Annotated in this window: 14 protein-coding genes and 2 pseudogenes; all 16 read right to left on the bottom strand. The window is 69.4% G+C overall.

The features are described from left to right. Window positions 1–66: 66 nt before the first annotated feature. Window positions 67–447, bottom strand: a complete 381-nt coding sequence (locus QQA12_RS08820; protein ID WP_182334473.1) for a hypothetical protein — start codon at window positions 445–447, stop codon at window positions 67–69. A gap of 114 nt (window positions 448–561) precedes the next feature. Next, window positions 562–1053 (bottom strand): chemotaxis protein CheW, encoded by a 492-nt coding sequence (locus QQA12_RS08815; RefSeq protein ID WP_054665899.1) that lies wholly within the window; start codon window positions 1051–1053, stop codon window positions 562–564. A gap of 85 nt (window positions 1054–1138) precedes the next feature. Further along, complete coding sequence (locus tag QQA12_RS08810; RefSeq protein ID WP_226049084.1) at window positions 1139–1912, bottom strand: flagellar brake protein; 774 nt, start codon at window positions 1910–1912, stop codon at window positions 1139–1141. Between the two features lie 133 nt (window positions 1913–2045). Next, window positions 2046–4406, bottom strand: a complete 2361-nt coding sequence (locus QQA12_RS08805) for a methyl-accepting chemotaxis protein (protein ID WP_226049083.1) — start codon at window positions 4404–4406, stop codon at window positions 2046–2048. A 278-nt stretch (window positions 4407–4684) separates the two neighbouring features. Beyond that, complete coding sequence (locus QQA12_RS08800) at window positions 4685–7330, bottom strand: methyl-accepting chemotaxis protein (protein WP_226049082.1); 2646 nt, start codon at window positions 7328–7330, stop codon at window positions 4685–4687. 143 nt (window positions 7331–7473) lie between these two features. After that, window positions 7474–10230, bottom strand: coding sequence for a methyl-accepting chemotaxis protein (locus QQA12_RS08795; RefSeq protein ID WP_289211186.1), 2757 nt, complete (start codon window positions 10228–10230; stop codon window positions 7474–7476). Window positions 10231–10370: 140 nt separating this feature from the next. After that, window positions 10371–12566 (bottom strand): methyl-accepting chemotaxis protein, encoded by a 2196-nt coding sequence (locus QQA12_RS08790; protein ID WP_226049081.1) that lies wholly within the window; start codon window positions 12564–12566, stop codon window positions 10371–10373. A 204-nt stretch (window positions 12567–12770) separates the two neighbouring features. Beyond that, window positions 12771–13931, bottom strand: a complete 1161-nt coding sequence (locus tag QQA12_RS08785) for a porin (RefSeq protein WP_226049080.1) — start codon at window positions 13929–13931, stop codon at window positions 12771–12773. Window positions 13932–14143: 212 nt separating this feature from the next. Further along, window positions 14144–16135: a chemotaxis protein CheA gene (locus QQA12_RS08780; protein WP_226049079.1), complete on the bottom strand. Its 1992-nt coding sequence runs from the start codon at window positions 16133–16135 to the stop codon at window positions 14144–14146. A gap of 42 nt (window positions 16136–16177) precedes the next feature. After that, window positions 16178–16543 (bottom strand): response regulator, encoded by a 366-nt coding sequence (locus QQA12_RS08775; protein ID WP_054665888.1) that lies wholly within the window; start codon window positions 16541–16543, stop codon window positions 16178–16180. Beyond that, entirely contained in the window at window positions 16540–16848 is a 309-nt protein-coding gene (locus tag QQA12_RS08770; protein ID WP_226049078.1) for an STAS domain-containing protein, read from the bottom strand. Before QQA12_RS08770 ends, QQA12_RS08775 begins: the two co-directional genes overlap by 4 nt. 149 nt (window positions 16849–16997) lie before the next feature. Then, window positions 16998–17846: pseudogene (locus QQA12_RS08765) on the bottom strand (chemotaxis protein CheW); the annotation flags it as partial. Window positions 17847–17854: 8 nt separating this feature from the next. Continuing rightward, window positions 17855–18637: a ParA family protein gene (locus tag QQA12_RS08760; RefSeq protein WP_054665882.1), complete on the bottom strand. Its 783-nt coding sequence runs from the start codon at window positions 18635–18637 to the stop codon at window positions 17855–17857. A 128-nt stretch (window positions 18638–18765) separates the two neighbouring features. Then, a pseudogene (gene motD, locus QQA12_RS08755) lies at window positions 18766–19590 on the bottom strand (flagellar motor protein MotD); the annotation flags it as partial. Window positions 19591–19593: 3 nt separating this feature from the next. After that, on the bottom strand, window positions 19594–20334 hold the full coding sequence (locus tag QQA12_RS08750) for a flagellar motor protein (RefSeq protein WP_054665876.1): 741 nt from the start codon (window positions 20332–20334) through the stop codon (window positions 19594–19596). Between the two features lie 143 nt (window positions 20335–20477). Next, window positions 20478–22478, bottom strand: a complete 2001-nt coding sequence (locus QQA12_RS08745) for a chemotaxis protein CheA (RefSeq protein ID WP_226049076.1) — start codon at window positions 22476–22478, stop codon at window positions 20478–20480. Between the last annotated feature and the right edge of the window lie 2 nt (window positions 22479–22480).

Genomic DNA, 22480 nt, shown 5'->3' with positions numbered 1-22480 from the left:
TGCGTTCCCCGGCATGCATGCACCGGGACCGCGCCGGCCGGGCCAGCGCGGCATCGACGGGATGGATTACTTGATGTTGGCCAGCTTCAGGCTCGACGGCGAGGTGACTTCGATCTCGGCGCGCGAGGAATCGCGCTGGATCTTGCCGATCGCGCACACGGTCTTGCCCTCAAGCGTCATCAGGTCGAAGCCGAAGTTGCCGCGCGCCGAGCCCGGGATGCGCGCCGAGAAGGTATGGCGCGGGAACGCGCCGCCCATGTGCAGGAACGTCGGCTGGCCTTCGGAGCCTTCGGCGTAGCGGGCCTTCTCGACCTTGCCGCAGACCATGCCGTCCTTGCCGGCGAAGCGGGACGCGCTCTCCGGCGGGATCATCTCGTCGGCGGCGGCGACCAGGGAGACGCTTGCCAGCAGGGCCGCGGACATCAGCGAAATGAAGGGCTTGGACATCTTTTTCTCCGGATTGGGTTGCACCGGCAAACAGCCGGCCATGCGCTGGGTATCGGCCGGCGCTGGCGATGATTGATAGGCCGTGCCTGGAAGTGTGATGCGTGCCACGCTTTGTCAGGCGGCGGCTTCTTCGATGGTCGCGGCCTGGCCGAGGTCGGCGGTGTCGAGCAGGGTCTCGATGTCCAGCAGGATCAGCATGCGCTCGTCCTGGGTGCCGATGCCCGAGATGAAGCGGGTGTCCACCGCCGCGCCGAACTCCGGCTTGGGACGGATCTGCTCGGCGCTCAGCGGGATCACGTCCGAGACGCTGTCCACGACGATGCCGACCACCCGGTCCTCGACGTTGAGCACGATCATCACCGTGAAGGCGTCGTAGCGGGCTTCGTCCAGGCGCAGCTTCAGGCGCAGGTCGATGACCGGCACGATGGTGCCGCGCAGGTTGATCACGCCCTTGATGTAGTCCGGCGCATCGGGCACGCGGGTGACCGCGTCGTAACCACGGATTTCCTGTACTTTGAGGATGTCCACCCCATAGTGCTCGTTGCCAAGGGTGAAGCTGAGGTACTCGCCGCCGGAAGTGGCAGCGTGGGCGCTGGTGTCGTTCATACGGGGTCCTGATCCTGGCGGCATGCGGCTACGGAGATGCTTCACTCCGTGTATCGGCACTGGCCGCCGGAACTTTAGACGCGCCTTATGCGCCGCCGTTCTTGCGCGCCTTGCGCTCGCGGTCGACCCGGAAAATGTAGCGCTGGATGGCGGCATCGGCGCCGCGCGGCAGGTCCTCGAAGCGCAGGCCCACGCGCTGTTGCTCCATGCCGTTGGCCTGCTTGCGCACCAGCTGGCTGCAGACCACCAGGCTGACCGCGATCGGGGCCGAGTCGGGCAGCTGCAGTTCGCAGCCGGCCAGGCGCTGCTGCAGGCGCAGCAGGTTCAGGTCGGGGGGCAGCAGCACGGCGATGCCGCCGGCACTGATGTCGACCACGCGCCAGCGCAGCGGGTCCGCGCCCTGCGGGTCGGGAAACACGCACCAGGGCGAATCGCCGACCGGAGTCTCCAGCCGGTACAGTTCGCGGCGCTGCAGGTGGTAGGCCTCTTCCGGCAATGCGAGGCGGAACGCGGTGCGCCCATCTTCGACCAGCACCTGCGGGTAGTCCAGGCGGAAGCGCACCATGACCCGGTCCACCTGCGCGAAGCACAGCAGGTGGGAGGCCTCGCCGACGCTGCGGTTGACCGCAGGCAGCGGACTGCCGTCGAGCAGCAGGGCGTTCTCGTCCACCTCCAGCACCGCGCTGGGATAGGACTGTTCGTGGCCATCGGGATGGACCGCGATCGTGGCGCGCTGGTCGATCATCGCCTGCAGCAGCAGGCGGATCTGGCGCGGATTGCGAACCATGTACTTCTCGTCGGCATACAGGCTGCCGGCGAAGGAGGAAGGGGCGGATTCCGTCGGTTCGCGCTCTGACATGATCTCTGGAACAGGGAGGGCGGAGGCCTGGGGGCAACAGCATACCGGCAGGGTACCTCCGTGTATCGGCCCCATCACGTGGCTCTTTAGCACCGCAGGGATGGCGCCGGCGTTTCCGGCCGGCACCGGCGGCTCAGAATTCCCGCCAGTTGCCGCCGTCCGCGGGAGGCGCGGGACGTTGCCGCGCCGGTGCCGGCGGTTGCGGTCGTGCCGGCGCTACCACCTTGAGGACCGGGCGCGCCGGCGGCGTGCCACGGCTGGTCGTGGTGCGGAACATCGATACCGCCGTGGCCAGCTGGTTGGCCTGGTCTTCCATGGAACGCGCCGCGGCGGTGGCTTCTTCCACCAGTGCGGCATTCTGCTGGGTGGTCTCGTCCATCTGGGTGACGGTCTGGTTGACCTGCTCGATGCCGGTGCTCTGTTCCTGCGAGGCGGCGGAGATCTCGGCCATGATGTCGGTCACCCGCTGCACCGAGGTCACGATCTCGCCCATGGTGCTGCCGGCCTGGTGGACCAGCGCCGAGCCTTCGGCGACCTTGCCGACCGAGTTCTCGATCAGCTCCTTGATCTCCTTGGCGGCACCGGCCGAGCGCTGCGCCAGGGTGCGTACTTCCGAGGCGACCACGGCGAAGCCGCGGCCCTGTTCGCCGGCCCGGGCGGCTTCCACCGCGGCGTTGAGCGCCAGGATGTTGGTCTGGAAGGCGATGCCGTCGATGACGCTGATGATGTCGGCGATCTTCTTCGACGAGGCCTCGATGTCGGTCATGGTGGTGACCACCTGGCCGACCACCTGTCCGCCCTGCGAGGCGACGCTGGCCGCGCCCTGCGCCAGCTGGTTGGCCTGGCGGGCGTGTTCGGCGTTCTGGCGCACGGTGGAGGTCAGCTCCTCCATCGAGGCGGCGGTTTCCTCCAGGTTGGCGGCCTGTTGCTCGGTGCGGCGCGACAGGTCGTTGTTGCCGGTGGCGATCTCCGAGGCGGCCAGGTTGATGCTGGAGGCGGCGGTCTGGATGCGGTCGATGATGCCGGTGAGCTGGATGACGGTGGCGTTGGCGTCGTCGCGCATGTCGGCGAAGGTGCCACGGTAGTCGCCCTCCATCTGCACGGTCAGGTCCCCCTGCGAGAGTGCGCGCAGCACGCCGGACACCTGCTCGACGCTGCTGCCGATGGCCGCCAGCAGGCCATTGAGCTGCCCCGATATCTGCAGCAGGAAGCCGCTCTTGTCCTCCAGCCGGATGCGGCCGGAGAGATCGCCGTGCGACGCAGCCACGATGATGTCGCTGACCTCCTTCTCGGTCTGCACTTCGATGGTGCGGTCGTCCCATTCCACCACGTAGCCGATGCGCCGCCCCTCGGCGTCGGTCACCGGGTTGATGATCTGGCGCATGACATGCCCGCCGACCGTGATCTGCGCGCGATGGGTGCCGTTGAGCCCGCCGAGCAGGTTGCGCTGGTGCGCCGGGTGCTTGTGGAAGATGTCGATGTTGCTGCCGATCAGCGTCTGGGTGTTGAAGTGGGGCAGGTCGCGGCGCATGTCCTGTTCGGCCTTGCCCAGCATCTCCATCAGCGGCCGGTTGACGTAGATGATGTTCAGGTCGGCGTCGGCGATCATCACGCTGGTGGTGACATCGTCCAGCGCGGTGCGGATGCGCAGGTCCTCGGCGGCACGGGCGCGGTCCTGCCCGGCACGGGTCTTGAGCTGGACGATCATCTCGCCGATCGCGGCGTACATCTGCCCGATCTCGTCGCGCGAGCGGTAGTCCACCCGCACGTCGAGGTCGCCGTGCGAGACTGCCTGGATCGCACCGAGCGCACCGGACAACGGGCGCAGGATGGAGCGGGCGATCAGCCAGCACGCCAGCAGCGCCGACAGCAGTACCAGCACGCCGGCCAGGATCAGCACCCTGCCGAAGCTCCAGGCGCGCGCGGCGATGTCGTCGGTGTATTCGCCGCTGCCGATGATCCAGCCCCAGCGCTTGTGCAGGCCGACGTAGGATATCTTCTGCACCGCGCCCTCGACCCCGGGCTTGGGCCAGGTGTAGTCGAGGAAGCCGCCGCCATTGCGCTGCGCAAGCCTGACCATCTCCACGAAGATCTTCTTGCCGTCGGCACTGGTGGCGTCGCTGAGGTCCTTGCCGTTCAGCGCGGTCTGGTACGGATGCATCAGCATCGTGGGGTGCTCGTCGTTCACCCACAGGTAGTCGCTGCCGTTGGCGCTGCGCAGCGACTCGATGGCCGCCAGTGCCTGGCGGCGGGCCTCGTCCTCGCCCAGTTCGCCGGCGGCGGCGCGGTCGGCATAGCGGTTGGCCAGTGCCAGCGCTGCTTCCACGCGGGTATGCAGGGCGCTGCGCTCGTTGCGCAGCAGCTCGTCGTGGTTGCGCCGGGCCGTGACCAGGCACAGGGCGATGATCCCGGTTGCCAGGATCGCCAGCATCAGTACGAATTTCCGACGCAGCGGCAGGTCGCTGAAGATGCGCAGGGCGGGGTGGGTGTTCATGCGGCTGTTTCCTTTTCCGTCACCGTGCATGGAAGAACAGGCCCTGCAGCCCGTGCCACGACATGGCCGCCTGCCTTCCCGCGATATCGGCGCCACGTCCCGCGGCTGCAGCCCTGGTGACGGGAACATGGCATTTCCATGACGGCATGCGGGATTGCGGTGCGACCGGTATCACGGAACGGGCTGTACGCGGGATGGCGCACCCCCGGCATTGCGTCCCGCCTCCGTGGCGGGCCAGGCGCCGACGGGCCCGCCGGTCAGGGCCCGTCGGCGTTGGATCAGAACTCCTGCCAGTCGTCGCCGTCGGCCAGTGCCGCTTCGGCCTTGCGTGCAGCCACCGGCGCCGCGCGCCGCGGCGTCGGCGCGGGACGGGTGTCGTTACGCCGGGGCGCAGGTTGCGCATCGGCGGAGGCACGGGCAGGTGGCGCGGTGGCGTTGTCGAGGTGGAACAGGGCCACCGCTGCCGCCAGCTGGTTGGCCTGGTCTTCCATGGAACGCGCCGCGGCGGTGGCTTCTTCCACCAGCGCGGCATTCTGCTGGGTGGTCTCGTCCATCTGCATCACGGTCTGGTTGACCTGTTCGATGCCGGCGCTCTGTTCCTGCGAGGCGGCGGAGATCTCGGCCATGATGTCGGTCACCCGCTGCACCGAGGTCACGATCTCGCCCATGGTGCTGCCAGCCTGGTGGACCAGCGCCGAGCCTTCGGCGACCTTGCCGACCGAGTTCTCGATCAGCTCCTTGATCTCCTTGGCGGCACCGGCCGAGCGTTGCGCCAGGGTGCGCACTTCCGAGGCGACCACGGCGAAGCCGCGGCCCTGTTCGCCGGCCCGGGCGGCTTCCACCGCGGCGTTGAGCGCCAGGATGTTGGTCTGGAAGGCGATGCCGTCGATGACGCTGATGATGTCGGCGATCTTCTTCGACGAGGCCTCGATGTCGGTCATGGTGGTGACCACCTGGCCGACCACCTGTCCGCCCTGCGAGGCGACGCTGGCCGCACCCTGCGCCAGCTGGTTGGCCTGGCGGGCGTGTTCGGCGTTCTGGCGCACGGTGGAGGTCAGCTCCTCCATCGAGGCGGCGGTTTCCTCCAGGTTGGCAGCCTGCTGTTCGGTGCGGCGCGACAGGTCGTTGTTGCCGGTGGCGATCTCCGAGGCGGCCAGGTTGATGCTGGATGCGGCGGTCTGGATGCGGCCGACGATCGAGGTCAGCTGCGCGACGGTGGCGTTGGCGTCGTCGCGCATCCGTGCGAACACGCCCTGGAAATCACCGTGCATGCGCGCGGTCAGGTCGCCGCGGGCGATGGCCTGCAGCAGCGCCGAAACGTCGGACAGGTTGCTGTCGGTGGTTTCCATCAGGCGGTTGAGACCGGCCACCATCTCGCGGAAATCGTGCTCGAAGCGGTCGGCATCGCCACGCACGCTGAAATCGCCCGCGGCGGCCGCGCTGGCCAGGCGCCTGATCTCGGCGTTGATCGCCGACAGGCTGGCCTTGGTCTCGTCCATGGCCCGGGTGATGGCGGCCTTTTCGCCCGGCAGGCGGTCCATGTCCACCGACAGGTCGCCGTGCGCGTAGCGCTGCATCACTTCCACGATCCGCGCGGTCACGTCCAGGTGGCTGGACACCAGCTGGTTGGTGCCGGCGACCATCACCCCGTAGTCGCCGGGGAAGCGGGACGCATCGATGCGGTGGCTCACGCTGCCGGCGTCGTGGCTTGCGGCCATTTCGCCCTGCGCCTGGATCACCGCCCGGATCTGGTCGCGCATGTGCGACTGCGCCCGCAGCAACTGGCCGAGCTCGTCGTTGCGGCGCGCGGGAATGGTGGTGTCGAGCTTGCCCTGGGCGACGTCGGCGGAGACGCGCACGGCGTCGGCCAGCGGGCGCAGTACCATCGCCCGCAGCAGCAGCCACAGGCCGGCACAGAGCGAGGCGGCGGCCAGCAGGCCGACCAGGGCCACCAGTTCCAGCAGCGAGCGCGCCTGCGCGGTGAGCAGGTCGCGCGGCACCATCACCCCCAGCGCGAAGCGGCGGTCGCTCTTGCCGATGCGCAGCGGCGCATAGACCTCGACCATCCCGCCTTCATCGGCCTGGAAATTGCTGTAGAGCTTGTCCTCGGCCACGGCCGCCAGGATCGCCCGGGTGGTGTCGTCGTCGCGGGTCTTGCCGACGTTGGCCGCGTCCGGCGAGGCCACCACCATGCCCATCGGCGACAGCAGTTCGGTACGGCCCTGGCCCATCGGCCGGAGCTGGGCGATGCGTTCCTGCAGGGCGGAAAGCTCGAAGTCGGAGGTGACCACGCCGAGCACCTTGTCGCCATCCATGATCGGAATGGCGATGGTGGTCAGCATCAGCGTCTTGCCGCCGACCTCGTAGGGATACGGCTCGATGATGACCGGCTTCTTCAGCGTCCGCGGGCTCACGTACCAGGCGCCGAGCTTGGGATCCTCGTAGTCGCGCAACGGCTCGCTGACCAGCTCGCCGCCGACCCGCGCCCAGTAGCTCATGAAGCGGCCGGTGGCGTCGTGTTCGGGGGCATCGACGAACTGCGCGTCGTTGCCGTCGAACGCATCCGGCTCCCACAGCACGCACATGCCGGCACGCTCGGGATGCAGCTCCATCTGCTGCCTGAAGGTCTGCGAGATGGCGGCGCGGCTGATCTGCCCGCGCTGGGTGCCCAGGTTCTCGGCCAGCGTCTGCACCGCGTCGTAGGTCTGGCTCATCTCGGTGGAAAGATGCTGGGCCTCGTAGCGGGCCAGGTTCTCCAGGGTGGCCTGCGAGGACGCCAGCAGCGCGCGGCTGCTCTTCCAGTAGCTGATGGCGGCGGTGAGGCCGAAGGCGGCCAGGGCGATCAGGGCGATGCCCAGCATCAGGCGGGTGGCGACGCTGCTCTTGCGTTCGCCGGAGGGGGAGCGTGAGGACGAGGCGGGCATGGATGGACCGATAAGGGCGGAATCCCTTGCTTCATCGGTCGGTGGCGGCGGTTCTTGAGGGCCTTCGCTGCCGTCCGTCGGAAAACCCGCACCCGCTCGCCGGCCCTGGCCAGGGCCGGCGGCGGCTTATTGCACGGATCCGCTCAGAACTCCTGCCAGTCGCCGGCATCGGCGATGGTCGTCGAATCGACCGCGCGTGGAGCGGGGGCCAGCTTCGGTACCGGGGCCCGGGGCGCGCTGGCAGCTGGCGCGGCGCGGGCCACCGGTGGGAGGACGGCGCCGGCATTGCCGGCCGTGGTACGGAACACCGATACCGCCGCGGCCAGCTGGTTGGCCTGGTCTTCCATGGAACGCGCCGCGGCGGTGGCTTCCTCCACCAGCGCGGCATTCTGCTGGGTGGTCTCGTCCATCTGCATCACGGTCTGGTTGACCTGCTCGATGCCGGCGCTCTGTTCCTGCGAGGCGGCGGAGATCTCGGCCATGATGTCGGTCACCCGCTGCACCGAGGTCACGATCTCGCCCATGGTGCTGCCGGCCTGGTGAACCAGCGCCGAGCCTTCGGCGACCTTGCCGACCGAGTTCTCGATCAGCTCCTTGATCTCCTTGGCGGCACCGGCCGAGCGCTGCGCCAGGGTGCGTACTTCCGAGGCGACCACGGCGAAGCCACGGCCCTGTTCGCCGGCCCGTGCGGCTTCCACCGCGGCGTTGAGCGCCAGGATGTTGGTCTGGAAGGCGATGCCGTCGATGACGCTGATGATGTCGGCGATCTTCTTCGACGAGGCCTCGATGTCGGTCATGGTGGTGACCACCTGGCCGACCACCTGTCCGCCCTGCGAGGCGACGCTGGCCGCACCCTGCGCCAGCTGGTTGGCCTGGCGGGCGTGTTCGGCGTTCTGGCGCACGGTGGAGGTCAGCTCCTCCATCGAGGCGGCGGTTTCCTCCAGGTTGGCGGCCTGCTGCTCTGTGCGGCGGGAGAGATCGTTGTTGCCGGTGGCGATCTCCGAGGCGGCCAGGTTGATGCTCGATGCCGACTGCTGGATGCGGCCGACGATAGAGGTCAGCTGCGCGACGGTGGCGTTGGCGTCGTCGCGGATGCGGGCGAACACGCCCTGGTAGCTGCCTTCCATGCGTGCGGTCAGGTCGCCGCGCGACAGCGCGCCGAGCAGGGTGGAGACCTGGCCGACGCTGCTCGCGAAGCTGTCCAGCAGGCCGTTCAACTGTTCCGACAGCTGCAGCAGGAAGCCGCTCTTGCCTTCCAGCATGATCCGCCCGGAAAGCTCGCCGTTGGCCGCGGCGGCGACGATGCCGCTGACTTCGCGCTCGACCTGCACCTCGGTGGTGCGGTCGTCCCACTCCACCACGTAGCCCAGGCGACGGCCGTCGCCGTCGGTCACCGGGTTGATGATCTGGCGCATGATGTGGTTGCCGACGGTGATCTGCGCGCGGTGGGTGCCGTGCAGTTCGCCGAGCAGCTTGCGCTGGTGCGGCGGATGCTTGTGGAACACATCGATGTTGCTGCCGATCAGCGTCTTCATGTCGAAGTTCGGCAGGTCGCGGCGCATGTCCTGCTCGGCCTTGCCCAGCATCTGGAACAGCGGCCGGTTGGCGTAGATGATGTTCAGGTCGGCGTCGGCGATCATCACGCTGGTGGTGACGTCGTCGAGCGCGGAACGGATGCGCAGGTTCTCGGCGGCGATGGCGGCATCGCGCTCGATGCGCTCGCGCAGGTTGGCCTGCATGGTCTGCATGGAGCGCATCAGGGTGCCGATCTCGTCCTGGCGGGTGGCTTCGATGCGGCCGTCGAGCTTGCCATGGGCGATGTCGTTGGCGACGCCGGCGGCGGCCGCCAGCGGCAGTACCACCTGGCGGCGCAGCAGCACGAACAGCGCCGTGCACAGCGCCAGCGCCGCCAGCAGGCCCACCGCGGCGACGATGTACAGCAGCACGTCCGCCTGCCGGGTCAGCAGCGACTGCGGGACGATCACGCCGAGGGCGAAATGCTGGGCGGCGTCGCCCACCTTGATCGGCACGTACACCGCGACATTGCCGTCGGCGTCGGGCTCGAATGCCTCGGCGACCTCGCCCTTGGCGATGCGCGCGAGCACGGCACCGGTGGCCGCATCCTGGCGCTGGGTACCGATCCCGGCCGGGTCGCGGCTGGCCAGCACGCGGCCGGCCGGCGACAGCAGTTCGACGTGGCCTTCGCCCATCGGCGACAGCCGGGACAGGTGCTCCTGCAGCGAAGACAGGGCGAAGTCCACCGTCACCACGCCGAGGAAACGCTCCTGCTCGACGATCGGGATCGACAGGGTCGTCATCAGCACCTGCTTGCCGTTGATGGTGTAGCTGTACGGCTCGACCAGCGTGGGCTGGCGGCTTTCGCGTGGCTTGAGGTACCAGTCGCCATCACCGGCCACGTCATAGCCGCGCAGCGCCTCGGTCACCGGCTTGCCGTCCGCCCAGGCCCAGTAGCTCATGAAGCGGCCGCTCGAATCGTGGCCCTCATCATCCACGTGCGTGGCATCGGCGCCGTCGAACGCGTCCGGCTCCCACAGCGTGCTGACCCCGACCCACTCCGGATGCGCGAGCAACTGCTGCTTGAGCAGTGCCGATACCCCCTGGCGGGTCAGGATGCCCTGTTGTTGCTGCAGGCGCAGGGTGCCGGCCAGGGTGGTTGCGGTGTCATAGGCCTCGCCCAGTCCGGCCGAAACCCGCTGCGCTTCGAGGCCGGCCAGGTTGCGCATTGCATCCTGCGACGACGAAAGCAGGGCGTGGCTGCTCTTCCAGTAGCTGATCGCGGCGGTGACACCGAAGGAAATCAGCGCGATCAGCGCCACGCCCAGCATCAGGCGGATGACGATGCTGGAACCGGAACCGGAACCGGAACGGGGATGGGACACTGCTCTCTCCTGCGGCCACGTGCCCCTGCATGTCGGGGCACTGGCTCATGACTTTTGTGATGAAGGGGTGGCGCGGATGTTGGGTCACCGCCACCCCGTAATGCCTGCGCGCAGCCCCTGGGGGGCCGCGCACGGATGCCTCAGAACGCCTGCATGCCTCCTGCGGCCAGGCCGATGCCGTACCCGGTGGACGCAGCCGAAGCGACAGCGCCGACCCGGGCCGTGGGCAGCGCGGCCGCGGTCAGCCGGAACTGCGAGACCGCCTCGCTCAACTGCTGCGCCTGCTCTTCCATGGCCCGCGCGGCGGCGGTGGCTTCCTCCACCAGGGCGGCGTTCTGCTGGGTGGTCTCGTCCATCTGGGTGACGGTCTGGTTGACCTGCTCGATGCCGGCGCTTTGTTCCTGCGAGGCGGCGGAGATCTCGGCCATGATGTCGGTCACCCGCTGCACCGAGGTCACGATCTCGCCCATGGTGCTGCCGGCCTGGTGGACCAGCGCCGAGCCTTCGGCGACCTTGCCGACCGAGTTCTCGATCAGTTCCTTGATCTCCTTGGCGGCACCGGCCGAGCGCTGCGCCAGGGTGCGCACTTCCGAGGCGACCACGGCGAAGCCGCGGCCCTGTTCGCCGGCCCGGGCGGCTTCCACCGCGGCGTTGAGCGCCAGGATGTTGGTCTGGAAGGCGATACCGTCGATGACGCTGATGATGTCGGCGATCTTCTTGGACGAGGCCTCGATGTCGGTCATGGTGGTGACCACCTGGCCGACCACCTGGCCGCCCTGCGAGGCGACGCTGGCCGCGCCCTGCGCCAGCTGGTTGGCCTGGCGGGCATGCTCGGCGTTCTGGCGCACGGTGGAGGTCAGCTCCTCCATCGAGGCGGCGGTTTCCTCCAGGTTGGCGGCCTGCTGTTCGGTGCGACGCGACAGGTCGTTGTTGCCGGTGGCGATCTCCGAGGCGGCCAGGTTGATGCTGGAGGCGGCGGTCTGGATGCGGCCGACGATCGAGGTCAGCTGCGCGACGGTGGCATTGGCGTCGTCGCGCATCCGTGCGAACACGCCCTGGAAATCGCCGTGCATGCGCGCGGTCAGGTCGCCGCGGGCGATGGCCTGCAGCAGGCTGGAGGTCTGCGCCAGGCTGTGGTCGGTGGCCTCCATCATCGCGTTGAGGTTGTGCACCATCTGCCGGAAATCGTGCTCGAAGCGCTGCTCGTCGCCGCGCTGGCTGAAGTCGCCCTCGGCCGCGGCGCCGCTCAGGCGGCGGATCTCGCTGCTGATCGCGGTGAGGTTGCGCTTGATGGTGGCCATGGTCTCGGTGATCTCGGCCTTCTCGCCGGGCAGCGCCGGCATGTCGCGGCTCAGGTCGCCCACGGCATAGCGCTGGGCCAGCTCGATCACCTGCATCTTCACGCCGATGTGGTTGCCGACCAGCTGGTTGGTGCCGGCGACCATCACCCCGTAGTCGCCGGGGAAGGCAGCCTGGTCCATGCGGTAGCTGATGATGCCGGCGTCATGCTGGCGGCCCATTTCCTGCTGCGCGGCGATCACTGCCTGCAGCTGCGCCTGCATGCGCTGCATCGAGGACAGCAGCTTGCCGACCTCGTCGCGGCGCGAGGCGTCGATGCGGCGGTCGAGCTTGCCCGCGGCGACATCGTCGGCCACGCGTACCGCCTCGCCCAGCGGCTGCATGATCGAGCGGATGATGGCCCAGCCCAGCAGGGCGGCCAGCACCAGCGACAGCGCCATGCCGGCGGCCACCGCCATCAGCGACCGCTGGTAGGCCTGCCTGGACGCGGCCACGTCCCGGGCCAGCTGCTCCTGGTTGTACTGGGACATCAGCTTGAGCTGGTCGAACAGCAGGCGTCGCAGCTTGCGCGATTCGTCCGAGGAGATGCTCCGCGCGGTATCGAAATCGTCGGCGGCGATGGCGGCGGCGATGCGCTCGTGCGCGGCGAAATACGCCGCGCGGTGCTGCTTGAGCTTTTCGTACATCGCCTGTTCTTCCGGCGTGTAGTCGGTTTCGATGTCATCGTAGGCCTTCTCGGCGGCCTCGATCAGGCCGCGGGTGTCGGCCAGGCGCTTGTCGTAGTCTGCCAGCTGCCCGGGGTTGCCCTGGTAGCCCAGCTGCGCCTGCTCATAGGTACGGAACTCGCCGAGCTGCGCGCGCATCTCGCCCAGTTGCTGGACTGCCGGCATCCAGTTGTTGTTGATCTGCTCGATCTGGGTGTTGGCGAGCATCATCCGCCACAGCGAGAACCCTCCCATCAGCAGGGTGATCATGCAGGTGATGCAGAAGGCGAGGACAAGCTTCCGCGTGATCGAAAGGTTCTGGAACCATTTCATCGCAGATATCTCCAGTGACAGGCTCAGCGACAGGCAGGCCCGGCGCACCTGCGCGACGTCATCAATGTGGAATGGCCGCGACGGGAGGCCCGCACCGTATGGTGCACATTTGCGGTATCGGCGCCGGCGTCCACTTCTTGACGCCTGTCCGGTCGCCCGGCAGCGGGATGCCGACAGGCGGCGGACCGGTGCCTGCGGGCGCCGTCAGAAATGCAGCTGCGCGCGCAGCTGCACCACTTCGGGCTGCCAGTGCAGGGTGCCGCGCCGGGCATCGGCACGGACGTAGTTGGCCTGGAACTTCAGGTGGTTGCCCGCGTACCAGTTCGCGCCCACGGTCCAGTTGTTTTCGCGGCCGCCACGGACCAGGCCGTCGTCCAGGTCGATGCGGCTGTAGCGCGCCAGCAGCTCGATGGCGCCGCGCTTGCCTGCCGGGCGCGGATTGGCGACGTTGCCGCCGCTGTAGGTGCGCGATTCGCCGGTGAGCAGCCAGCTGCCTGCCAGGTACCAGCCATCGCCACGATAGTGCGGCAGGCCGTGGCGGTGCGTGGTCTGCTGCAGGTATTCGCCCTGCAGCGACCACGGGCCTTCGATCCAAAGCGCCTCCAGACCGCGCCGGTCGATGCGCTCGACGTCGCGCAGGGTGCCCGAGTCGACCAGCCGCAACGGGGTCAGCGACGCCTCCGGCCTGGCGCGCCAGCGCACGCTCGGCGCGACCTCCACGCCCAATCCATTGGTTTCGGCGTCGGGACGCTCGCGGGTGCCGGAAACGCCCAGGTGCAGCACATGCGAGGGCTGCTTGAGCGGGGTCCAGGCCAGCCGCGCGGCCACGCTGTCGCCGCGGTTGTTGCCCTGCAGGTCGTGGCTGTAGGCGCCGGCATTGAACAGCCAGCGCGGCCGTTCCAGGGCCCAGTCCACGCCGATGCGGCGGCCCTCGTAGAACGCCTGCGTGGGCAGTGCGTTCTCCATGAAGGCGCCGCTGCGGGTGGCGGTATTGCCTTCGAAGCCCAGCGGCAGCTTCATCTGGCCGATGCGCCATTTGCCGAGGTCGCGGCCGGTCAGGCCCTTGCTCTCCAGGCGCAGCGCCACGTCCATCCAGGTGTCGGACTGGAAGTCGTAGGACGCGGTGAAGTCGTACAGACCCTTGCGCTTGATGGCGAGACCGAATTCCTTGCGGCGCCAGTCCTGGTCGTTGTCGAGGGCGGTACCGTCGGCGTCGAAGCGGTTGATGTCCCAGGCGAAGTTGCCGGTGAGCGTAGCCTCGGTGCCGCCGGCCAGCGCCAGCCGCGGGGGCCATGCGTCGGCCTGCGTGCCGGCCAGGGCCGGTGCGGCGAGGGTGAGCAGGGCGAGCGGGGCGAGGCGATGCATGCGGATGTCCTGGAGCGAGGGCGGCGGCACGCCGGGGCGTGGGCCGGGGGTCGGTGTGGCGCCCACGGTCCTGCGGCAGCAGGGTGCGCGCGTGGCAAGGGCACGGGGCGGCGGCAAGGGGCCGGCTGCCACGCCGCCGGCAGGCGACGGCGCGCTGTGACCGCCGCGGAATGCGTCGGTGGCGGCCCGCCGCGAACGGCGGAAACGTGGGGTCAGGCGGCCTGCGGCAGGCGCAGCGAGCGCACCAGGCCGCCGACATCGACGATCAGCGCGACCCGCCCATCGCCGAGGATGGTGGCCCCGGAAACGCCGCCGATGCGGCGGTAGTTGTTCTCGATGTTCTTGACCACGACCTGCTGCTGGCCGAGCAGTTCGTCCACTTCCAGGGCGATCTTCTGCCCGTCGCCCTCGACCACCACCACCAACGGGTCGGCATGGCTGTCCTGGCGGTAGCCGTAGTACTGGCCCAGCGACAGGATCGGCAGGTACTCGCCGCGCACGCGCAGCACGCGGCCTTCGCCGGCCATGGTGCGGATGTCTTCGGCCTTGGGCTGCAGCGCCTCGAGCACGTAGGCCAGCGGCAGGATCAGGGTCTCGCCGGCAACCGAAACGGTCATGCCGTCGAGGATGGCCAGGGTCAGCGGCAGGCGGATCAGCACCCGGGTCCCTGCGCCGGCCTGGCTTTCCAGCTGCACTTCGCCACCGAGCGCCTGGATGTTGCGGCGGACCACGTCCATGCCGACGCCGCGGCCGGACAGGTCGGTGACCGCATCGGCGGTGGAGAAGCCGGGCTGGAAGATCAGGTCCCAGACCTGGGTATCGGTCGGGTTGTCGGGAATCGCCAGGCCGCGTTCGTGGGCCTTGGCCAGGATCTTGTCGCGGTTCAGGCCGCGACCGTCGTCGCTGACCTCGATGACGATGTGCCCGCCCTGGTGCGAGGCGGCCAGGGTGATGGTGCCCATCTCGTCCTTGCCGGCCTGGCGGCGCACGTCGGGCATTTCCAGGCCGTGGTCGATCGAGTTGCGCACCAGGTGCACCAGCGGGTCGGCGATCTTCTCGATCAGGCCTTTGTCCAGCTCGGTGCCTTCGCCGATGGTGCGCAGGCGGACCTGCTTGCCCAGGCGCGAGGACAGGTCGCGCACCAGCCGCGGGAAGCGGCGGAACACCGCGTCCACCGGCAGCATGCGCACGCCGATCACCGCTTCCTGCAGGTCGCGGGTATTGCGTTCGAGCAGGTCCAGGCCGGCCAGCAGGCGTTCGGCGTGCGACGGGTCCAGGCCACCGGAGACCTGCTTGAGCATGGCCTGGGTGATGACCAGCTCGCCGACCAGGTTGATCAGCGCGTCGACCTTGTCGACGCTGACGCGGATCGAGCTTTCGGCCTCGTGTGCACCACCAGCGGCAGTGGCTGCGGCGGCAGCCGGACGTGCGGCCGCGGCGACCTCGGCGGCCACTTCCTGGGCAGCGGTCGGGGCGTGGGTGGCCAGGCTCGGTGGGGCGATGATCGGCTGGATGTCCAGCTCACAGTCGTCCACGACCCAGGCGAAGGTGTCTTCGATCTTGCTGCGCGGGATGCGTCCGGTCAGGCCCAGGTCCCAGGCGATGTAGGCTTCCAGCGGGTCCATCTGCTCGAACCCGGGCAGACGCTGCATGCGCGCCTCGACCTGCAGCGGGCCGAGGGTTTCCAGCTCGCGGATGATGCGCAGCGGATCGTTGCCGCTCATGAACAGCGAGGGTGCGGGGACGAAGCCGATCTGCCAGCCTTCCGGCTCGGCCGCGGGCTGTTCCTGCCGGGCCGCGACCGGTGCGGCGGCGGTACCGGAGAGCACCGCTTCCAGGCGTGCCTTGACCGCGGCGACCGCGGCCGGGTCGGCGGCCTGGCCGTGTTCGGCCTCGCGCAGCAGTGCGCGCAGCACGTCCACCGAGGACAGCATGGCATCGACCGCGGTGCTTTCCAGCGCCCGCTTGCCGGCACGCAGCTCGTCCAGCAGCGTTTCCAGCACGTGGGTCAGCCCGGCGATGGCCTCGAAGCCGAAGGTGCCGGCGCCGCCCTTGATCGAATGCGCGGCGCGGAACACCGAGTTGATGATTTCCGGATCCTGCTGCCCGTCCTCCAGTGCCAGCAGCCCGGCCTCCATGGCGTCCAGTCCTTCGCGGCTTTCCTCGAAGAAGGTGGCGTGGAAACGTTGCAGGTCCATGCTCATCGGCGCGCTATCCGGTCTGGGTTCGGTGCGGTGGGAGGGCGATCAGCCCAGGACTTTCTGGACGGTGGCGACCAGCTGTTCGGGGTTGAACGGCTTGACCAGCCAGCCGGTCGCGCCGGCGGCCTTGCCTTCGGATTTCTTGTCGGCGGCCGACTCGGTGGTCAGCATCAGCATCGGGGTGAACTTGTAGTCCGGCAGCTGGCGCAGTTCGCGGATGAGCGAGATGCCGTCCATGTTGGGCATGTTCACGTCGGTGACCACCGCATTGAACCTGGCGCCCTTGGCACGGCCCAGGGCGACGGCGCCGTCTTCGGCTTCCTCGACGGAAAAGCCGGCCGAGGTGAGGGCGAAGGCCACCATCTGGCGCATCGACGCCGAGTCGTCCACCACCAGGATTCGAGCGCTCATGCAACGTTCTCCACAGAATTCGATTTGTCAGGGGTTGCGTCCAGACCCAGGGTCTGGAGGACGCCGAGCAGGCGCGCGGCGTCACGGAAGGTGTCGGTAGCGTCGTCGAAGACGGTGGCATGGCCGGCTTGGCGGCGGGCCAGGACGAAGGCGCACAGCACCTGGATGGCGGCGGTGTGCACCCGGGCCACCTGGCTGGCATCCACGCGCAACGCGCCGCTCCGGCCCAGGTGCGGGGCCAGGTGTTGCTTCAGGTCGCAGGTGGACTCGATGCCCAGGTCCTGCGCCAATGCCACAGTGCTCATCGTTGCTCCGGAGAGACGGTACTGGACCAGTTAACGGCAGTGCTGGAACGATCTTTAAGGCGCCGGATCAAATGCATGTGAATCCGTGAACTGGCGCACGGAACGCGGTCCGTGCCGGGTGCGGACTCAGTGCAGGGCGGCATGGTGCTTCAGCGCTCGCACTGCAGCAGTTCGGTGGCATCGAGCAGGATCATCGGCTGCTGGCCGATGCGGGCCACGCCCCGGAACAGGGTGTTGGATATCTGGCAGATGCGGGCGGTATCGGGCGGCTCGATCTGCGACTCGGTCAGGTTGGCCACGTCCTCGACCGCGGATACCCGCAGGCCCAGCACCTCGCCCTTCTCCTCGAGTACCACGATGCGGGTCTGGCTGCCTTCGCCGACCGCGGCGAAGCCCAGGTGCAGGCCCAGGTCGATCACCGGCACCACCTGGCCGCGCAGGTTCATGATGCCGAGCATCGAGGCGGCAGTGCCGCGCAGGCCCAGTAGCGGCACCGGCAGCACCACCTCCTGCACCTTGAGCAGTTCCAGCGCATAGGCCTGGGCGCCGCAGCGCAGGCGCAGCCAGCGCGAGGTGCGCTCGCTGGCGCGGCGCTGGGGCCGGTACGGTTCGCGCGCCTGTGCCTGCAGCGCGGCCCATACATTGTTGCCGTCGGTCGCCGCCGCAGCCGGCGTCTCGCCTTCGCTGACTGCCGGTGCGGCCGCACTGCGCGCCGGTGCCGGTACAGGCGCAGGGGCAGGGGCTGGCACCGCAACCGGTGCAGGCGCCGCAACAGGTGCCGGGGCGACCGGTGCCACCGGCCTGGCCGCTACTGCCGCAGGCGCCGCCGGGACGGGGGTGGCGGGTGCGGGTGCAGGTGTGGGCGGCGGCGCGATGGCGTCCGGCTGGGCCGGCTGGGCCGGCGCAGCCGCCGCGGCAGGCACTGCCGGCACCTGCATCGGTGCCGGTGCGGGGATCGCGTCGAGCAGCAGTTCGCCCAGATAGTCGTCCAGTACGTCGGTACCGTTCATGCCGCGCGCTCCAGTTGCGCGGCATCTTCGGCGCGCAGCCATTCGAGTGCGCGGCGGTAGGCCGACAGGCCGCGGCCCGGGTAGGCGTCGTCATGCGCCGGGGCGGTGAGGGTGGCCGGCGTGCTGATCCGGGTATCGATCGGGATCGCGTCTTCCCAGACGCGCTCGCCATGCCGGTCCTGCATCTGCTTGAGTGTTTCATTGCCGGTCCGGGTACGCCGGTCGAACAGGGTCGGCAGGATCGACACCGGCAGCGGGCGGCCGCGCGAGCGCTCGACCATCTGCCCGGTGCGCACCATGCCTTCCAGCCCGTGCAGCGCCAGCGGTTCGGCCTGGGTGGGAATGATCAGGCGGTCGGCAGCGGCCAGCGCGTTGATCATCAGCAGGCCCAGGGTCGGCGCGCAGTCGAGCAGGATGTAGTCGTGGCGCTGCCCGTGCTGGGCCAGCGCGTGCTGCAGCGCCAGGCCCAGGCCGGGCTGGTTGGCGCTGCGCCGTTCCAGGGTGGCCAGCGCGGCCTGCGCGCACAGGTAGTCCAGCCCGGGAATGGCGCTGTCGCGGGCCAGCGTGGCGATCTCGCCGGGCGGGGTGGCGAACAGTTCCAGCACGCCCTGCGGCGGCGGATCCAGCGGCACGCCGAAGGCCCGGGTCAGCGAGGCGTGGGGATCGAGGTCGATCAACAGCACGCGCTGGCCGAGCGCGGCCAGGCCGCGGCCCAGCGCCAGTGTCGTGGTGGTCTTGCCGACGCCGCCCTTCTGGTTGGCAATGGCCCAGATACGCATCAGTGCACTCCTTCTATTGCTGCCGGCAATGCCGGCCCGGACGTGCGCGCCGGCGCCTCGGCGCCAGCGGCATCGCGGGTGGGTTGTGCGGCGTCGACCGTGGTCGCGCCGTCGGCCAGCGCGTCGGCGCTGGCGGCCGAGTCGGCCAGGATGATGACCATGACCCGGCGGTTGCGGTTGCGGCCCTCGGCCTGCGCGTTGCTCTCGCGCGGGCGGAACTCGCCGTAACCCATCATCGCCAGCCGCTGCGGCTGCACGCCATGGTCGGCGAACAGGTGGACCACGCTGGCCGCGCGTGCCGCCGACAGTTCCCAGTTGGACGGGTACTGCGCGGTGGCGATCGGCATGTTGTCGGTATGGCCTTCCACGCGCACGCCGTTGGGTACGTCCTGCAGCACGTCGGCCAGCTTGCCCAGGGTCTGCCGCGCTTCGGTGTCCAGTGCCGCCGAACCGGTGGCGAACAGGATGTCGCTGTTGATCTCGACCTCGATCCACAGCTCGGTGCGGCGCACGGTGATCACGCCCTGGTTGACCAGCGGTGCCAGCGCCCGGGTCAGCTTCTCGGCGATCTGCCCCAGCTGGCGTTCGGCGCGCTGCAGCTGCTCGCGGTCGCGCAGCGATACCGGGCGCGTCATCTGCGATGCCATCGACGGCAGCCGGGTCGGGTCGGAGACCGCGCCGCCGGTCATGCTCGGCGCGCGGATCACCGCCGGTGTGTCGTGGCCGCCGCCCTGCAGCTGCTGGTGGCCGACCTGGACCTGGGTGATGGTGCGCGGCGCGCCGCCGAAGGCGGTGGTCAGGGCATCGGCCATCACCCGGTACTTGCCCTCGTTGAGCGAGGAAATGGCGTACATCACCACGAAGAAGGCCAGCAGCAGCGTCATCAGGTCGGCATAGGGGATGGCCCATGCCTCATGGTTGGCGTGCTCTTCGTGGGACTTGCGGCGTGCCATGGTTCAGCCCACGAAGCCGGCCAGACTGGTTTCGATGTTGCGCGGGTTCTCGCCATGGGCGATGGCGATCAGCCCTTCGATGATCATCTCGCGCTCGCGGCTGTTGTACGCGATCACGCTCTTGAGCTTGGCCGCGACCGGCAGGAACAGCAGGTTGGCCGAGGCGATGCCGTAGATGGTGGCGGTGAACGCGGCGGCGATGCCATGGCCGAGCTTGCTCGGGTCGGCCAGGTTCTTCATCACCGCGATCAGGCCCAGCACCGCGCCGATGATGCCCAGGGTCGGGGCGTAGATGCCCATGCCCTCGAACACCTTGGCCGCGGCCAGGTCGCGGTGTTCCTGGCCGCTGAGTTCGATTTCCAGCATGTGCCGGATCGCGTCGGGCTCGACGCCGTCCACCACCAGCTGCAGGCCCTTGCGCAGGAACGGGTCGTCCTGCATCTCCACCTGCGGCTCCAGCCCGAGCAGGCCCTGGCGGCGGGCGATGTTGCTCCACTCCACGATCTGCCGGATCAGTGCCTGGCGGTCGCTGGGCGGCGGCTGCACCACCCAGCGCACGATCCTGAAGGCATGGCGGAAGATCGCCGGCGAGGTGTGCAGCAGGATCGCCGCCACGGTGCCGACGATGACGATCACGAATGCCGCCGGCGACCACAGCGAGGACAGTCCGGCTCCCTTGAGTATGCTGCCGCCCACCAGCGAGGCCAGTGCGAGGAAGAGTCCGATGATGCTGAGTCTGTCCATTTAACGAATATCGGCGTGTGCGCGGGGTACTTGAACGGTGGGGACGGGTCGTCACTTCGCTAGGGGACGCCGGGCGGGCCCCGGCGGCGCGGGGCGCGGCCGCCGCACATGCAACGGTGCCGGCGCGGGCGGGGCAGGCGGGCTTACTCCTGGCTGCGCAGCCCGTCCACGTCCAGGATCAGCGCCATGCGGCCGTCGCCGATCAGGGTGGCGCCGGCATAGCCCTTCAGCCCGCGCAGTGCCTTGGGCAGTGGCTTGATCACCACTTCCTCGCGGCCGCGCACCTGGTCCACGACCAGGCCGAAGCGGGCCTCGCCGATCTGCAGCACCACGATGGTGAGCAGGGTCGACTGCGTCGGCTCCACGTCCAGCCACTGGCGCAGGTCGACCAGCGCCAGCGTGTGCGACTTGCGATCGAGCACTGCGCGGCCGTCGAACCAGCCCAGCGAGGTGCGCGGCGCGTGCAGCACTTCCATCACCCGTGCCAGCGGCAGGGCGTAGATGTCCTCGCCGGCCTGCACCAGCAGGGTCGGCAGGATCGCCAGGGTCAGCGGCACGCGGATCAGGAAGCGGCTGCCGCGGCCCAGTTCCGACTGGATCTGGATCTGCCCGCTCAGTTCGCGGATGCGCGACTGCACCACGTCCATGCCGACGCCGCGGCCGGAAATGTCGGTGACCTGCTGCTTGGTCGAGAAGCCGGGCAGGAACACCAGGTGCAGGCATTCCTCGCTGCTCAGCCGTGCCGCCGCCTCCGGGTCCAGCAGGCCCTTCTCGCGGGCCTTGGCCCGCAGCCGCTCGGGATCGATGCCGGCGCCGTCGTCCTGCACTTCGATGCTGACGTAGTCGCCTTCCTGCTGCGCCGACAGCCGTACCCGGCCCATGCGCGGCTTGCCCTGCGCTTCGCGCAGGTCGGGCATTTCCACGCCGTGGTCGATGGCGTTGCGGACCAGGTGCACCAGCGGGTCGGCCAGCGCCTCGACCAGGTTGCGGTCGAGCTCGGTCTCGGCGCCGACCAGCTCCAGGTCCACTTCCTTCTTGAGGCTGCGGGCGACGTCGCGGGCGACCTTGGGAAAGCGCGAGAACACCTTGCCCACCGGCTGCATGCGGGTGCGCATCACCGCCGACTGCAGGCGCGCGGTGGCGATGTCCAGGGTGGACACGGCGCGGTCGAGTTCTTCGTCCTTCAAGCGCGTGCGCAGGGTCTTGAGGCGGTTGCGCGAGAGCACCAGTTCGCCGATCAGGTTGACGATGGCATCCAGGCGCTTGGTGTCGACGCGCACGGTCTGTTCCGGCTCGACCGCGGCCTTGGCCGCGGCCGGTGCCGGCGTGGCCGCGCGGGCAGGTGCCGCCGGAACGGGAGCCGGGGCCGGTGCCGCGGCGGGCACGGCCGCCGGCATTGCACGGGCGCCGGGAGCGGCGCCGGCATGCAGGGTGTCGAGCAGGGCCTCGAATTCGTCCTCGCTGATCAGGTCGTCGCCGCCCCGGGCCGGTGCGGCCGGGCGGGCGGTGGCCGCGACGGGGCGGGTGCCGGGGGCGGCGCCGCCATGCAGCTGGTCGAGCAGGCTCTCGAACTCGTCCTCGGTGATCAGATCGGCGCCCTTGCCACTGGCGGCCGGGCTGACGCTGGCCGCGGCGGGACGGGTGCCGGGGGCGGCGCTGCCGTGCAGCTGGTCGAGCAGGCTCTCGAATTCGTCCTCGGTGATCAGGTCGCCGGCTGGCGCCGCGACCGCGGCGGCCGCCGCGACCGGGGCCGCGGGTGCCGGCGCCGCATCGACGTCGAACAGCGCGATCAGCGACGGCGGCGCGTGCTGCGGATCGGTGCCGGCCGAAACCGCGTCGAGCATCGCCTGCAGCCAGTCCAGCGACTGCTGCGCGGCGTCGAAGTGGTGCGCCTGCAACACCGCCTTGCCCGAGCGCGCCATGCCCAGGGTTTCCTCGGCGGCGTGGCACAGCTCGACCATGGCGTTGATGCCCAGGAAACCGGCGCCGCCCTTGAGCGTGTGGAAGCCGCGGAACACCGCGTTGAGCTGGTCGTTGTCCTGGGGCGACTGCTCCAGGGCGACCAGCTGTTCGCCGAGGCGATCCAGGATTTCCTGGGCCTCGATGATGAAATCGGCGGCGATGTCGTCGGCGAAGGCGCTCATGG

The sequence above is a fragment of the Stenotrophomonas sp. 17(2023) genome (assembly GCF_030345315.1).
GTDB classification, from domain to species: domain Bacteria; phylum Pseudomonadota; class Gammaproteobacteria; order Xanthomonadales; family Xanthomonadaceae; genus Stenotrophomonas; species Stenotrophomonas acidaminiphila.
This window is presented reverse-complemented; position numbering and strand designations above follow the sequence as displayed.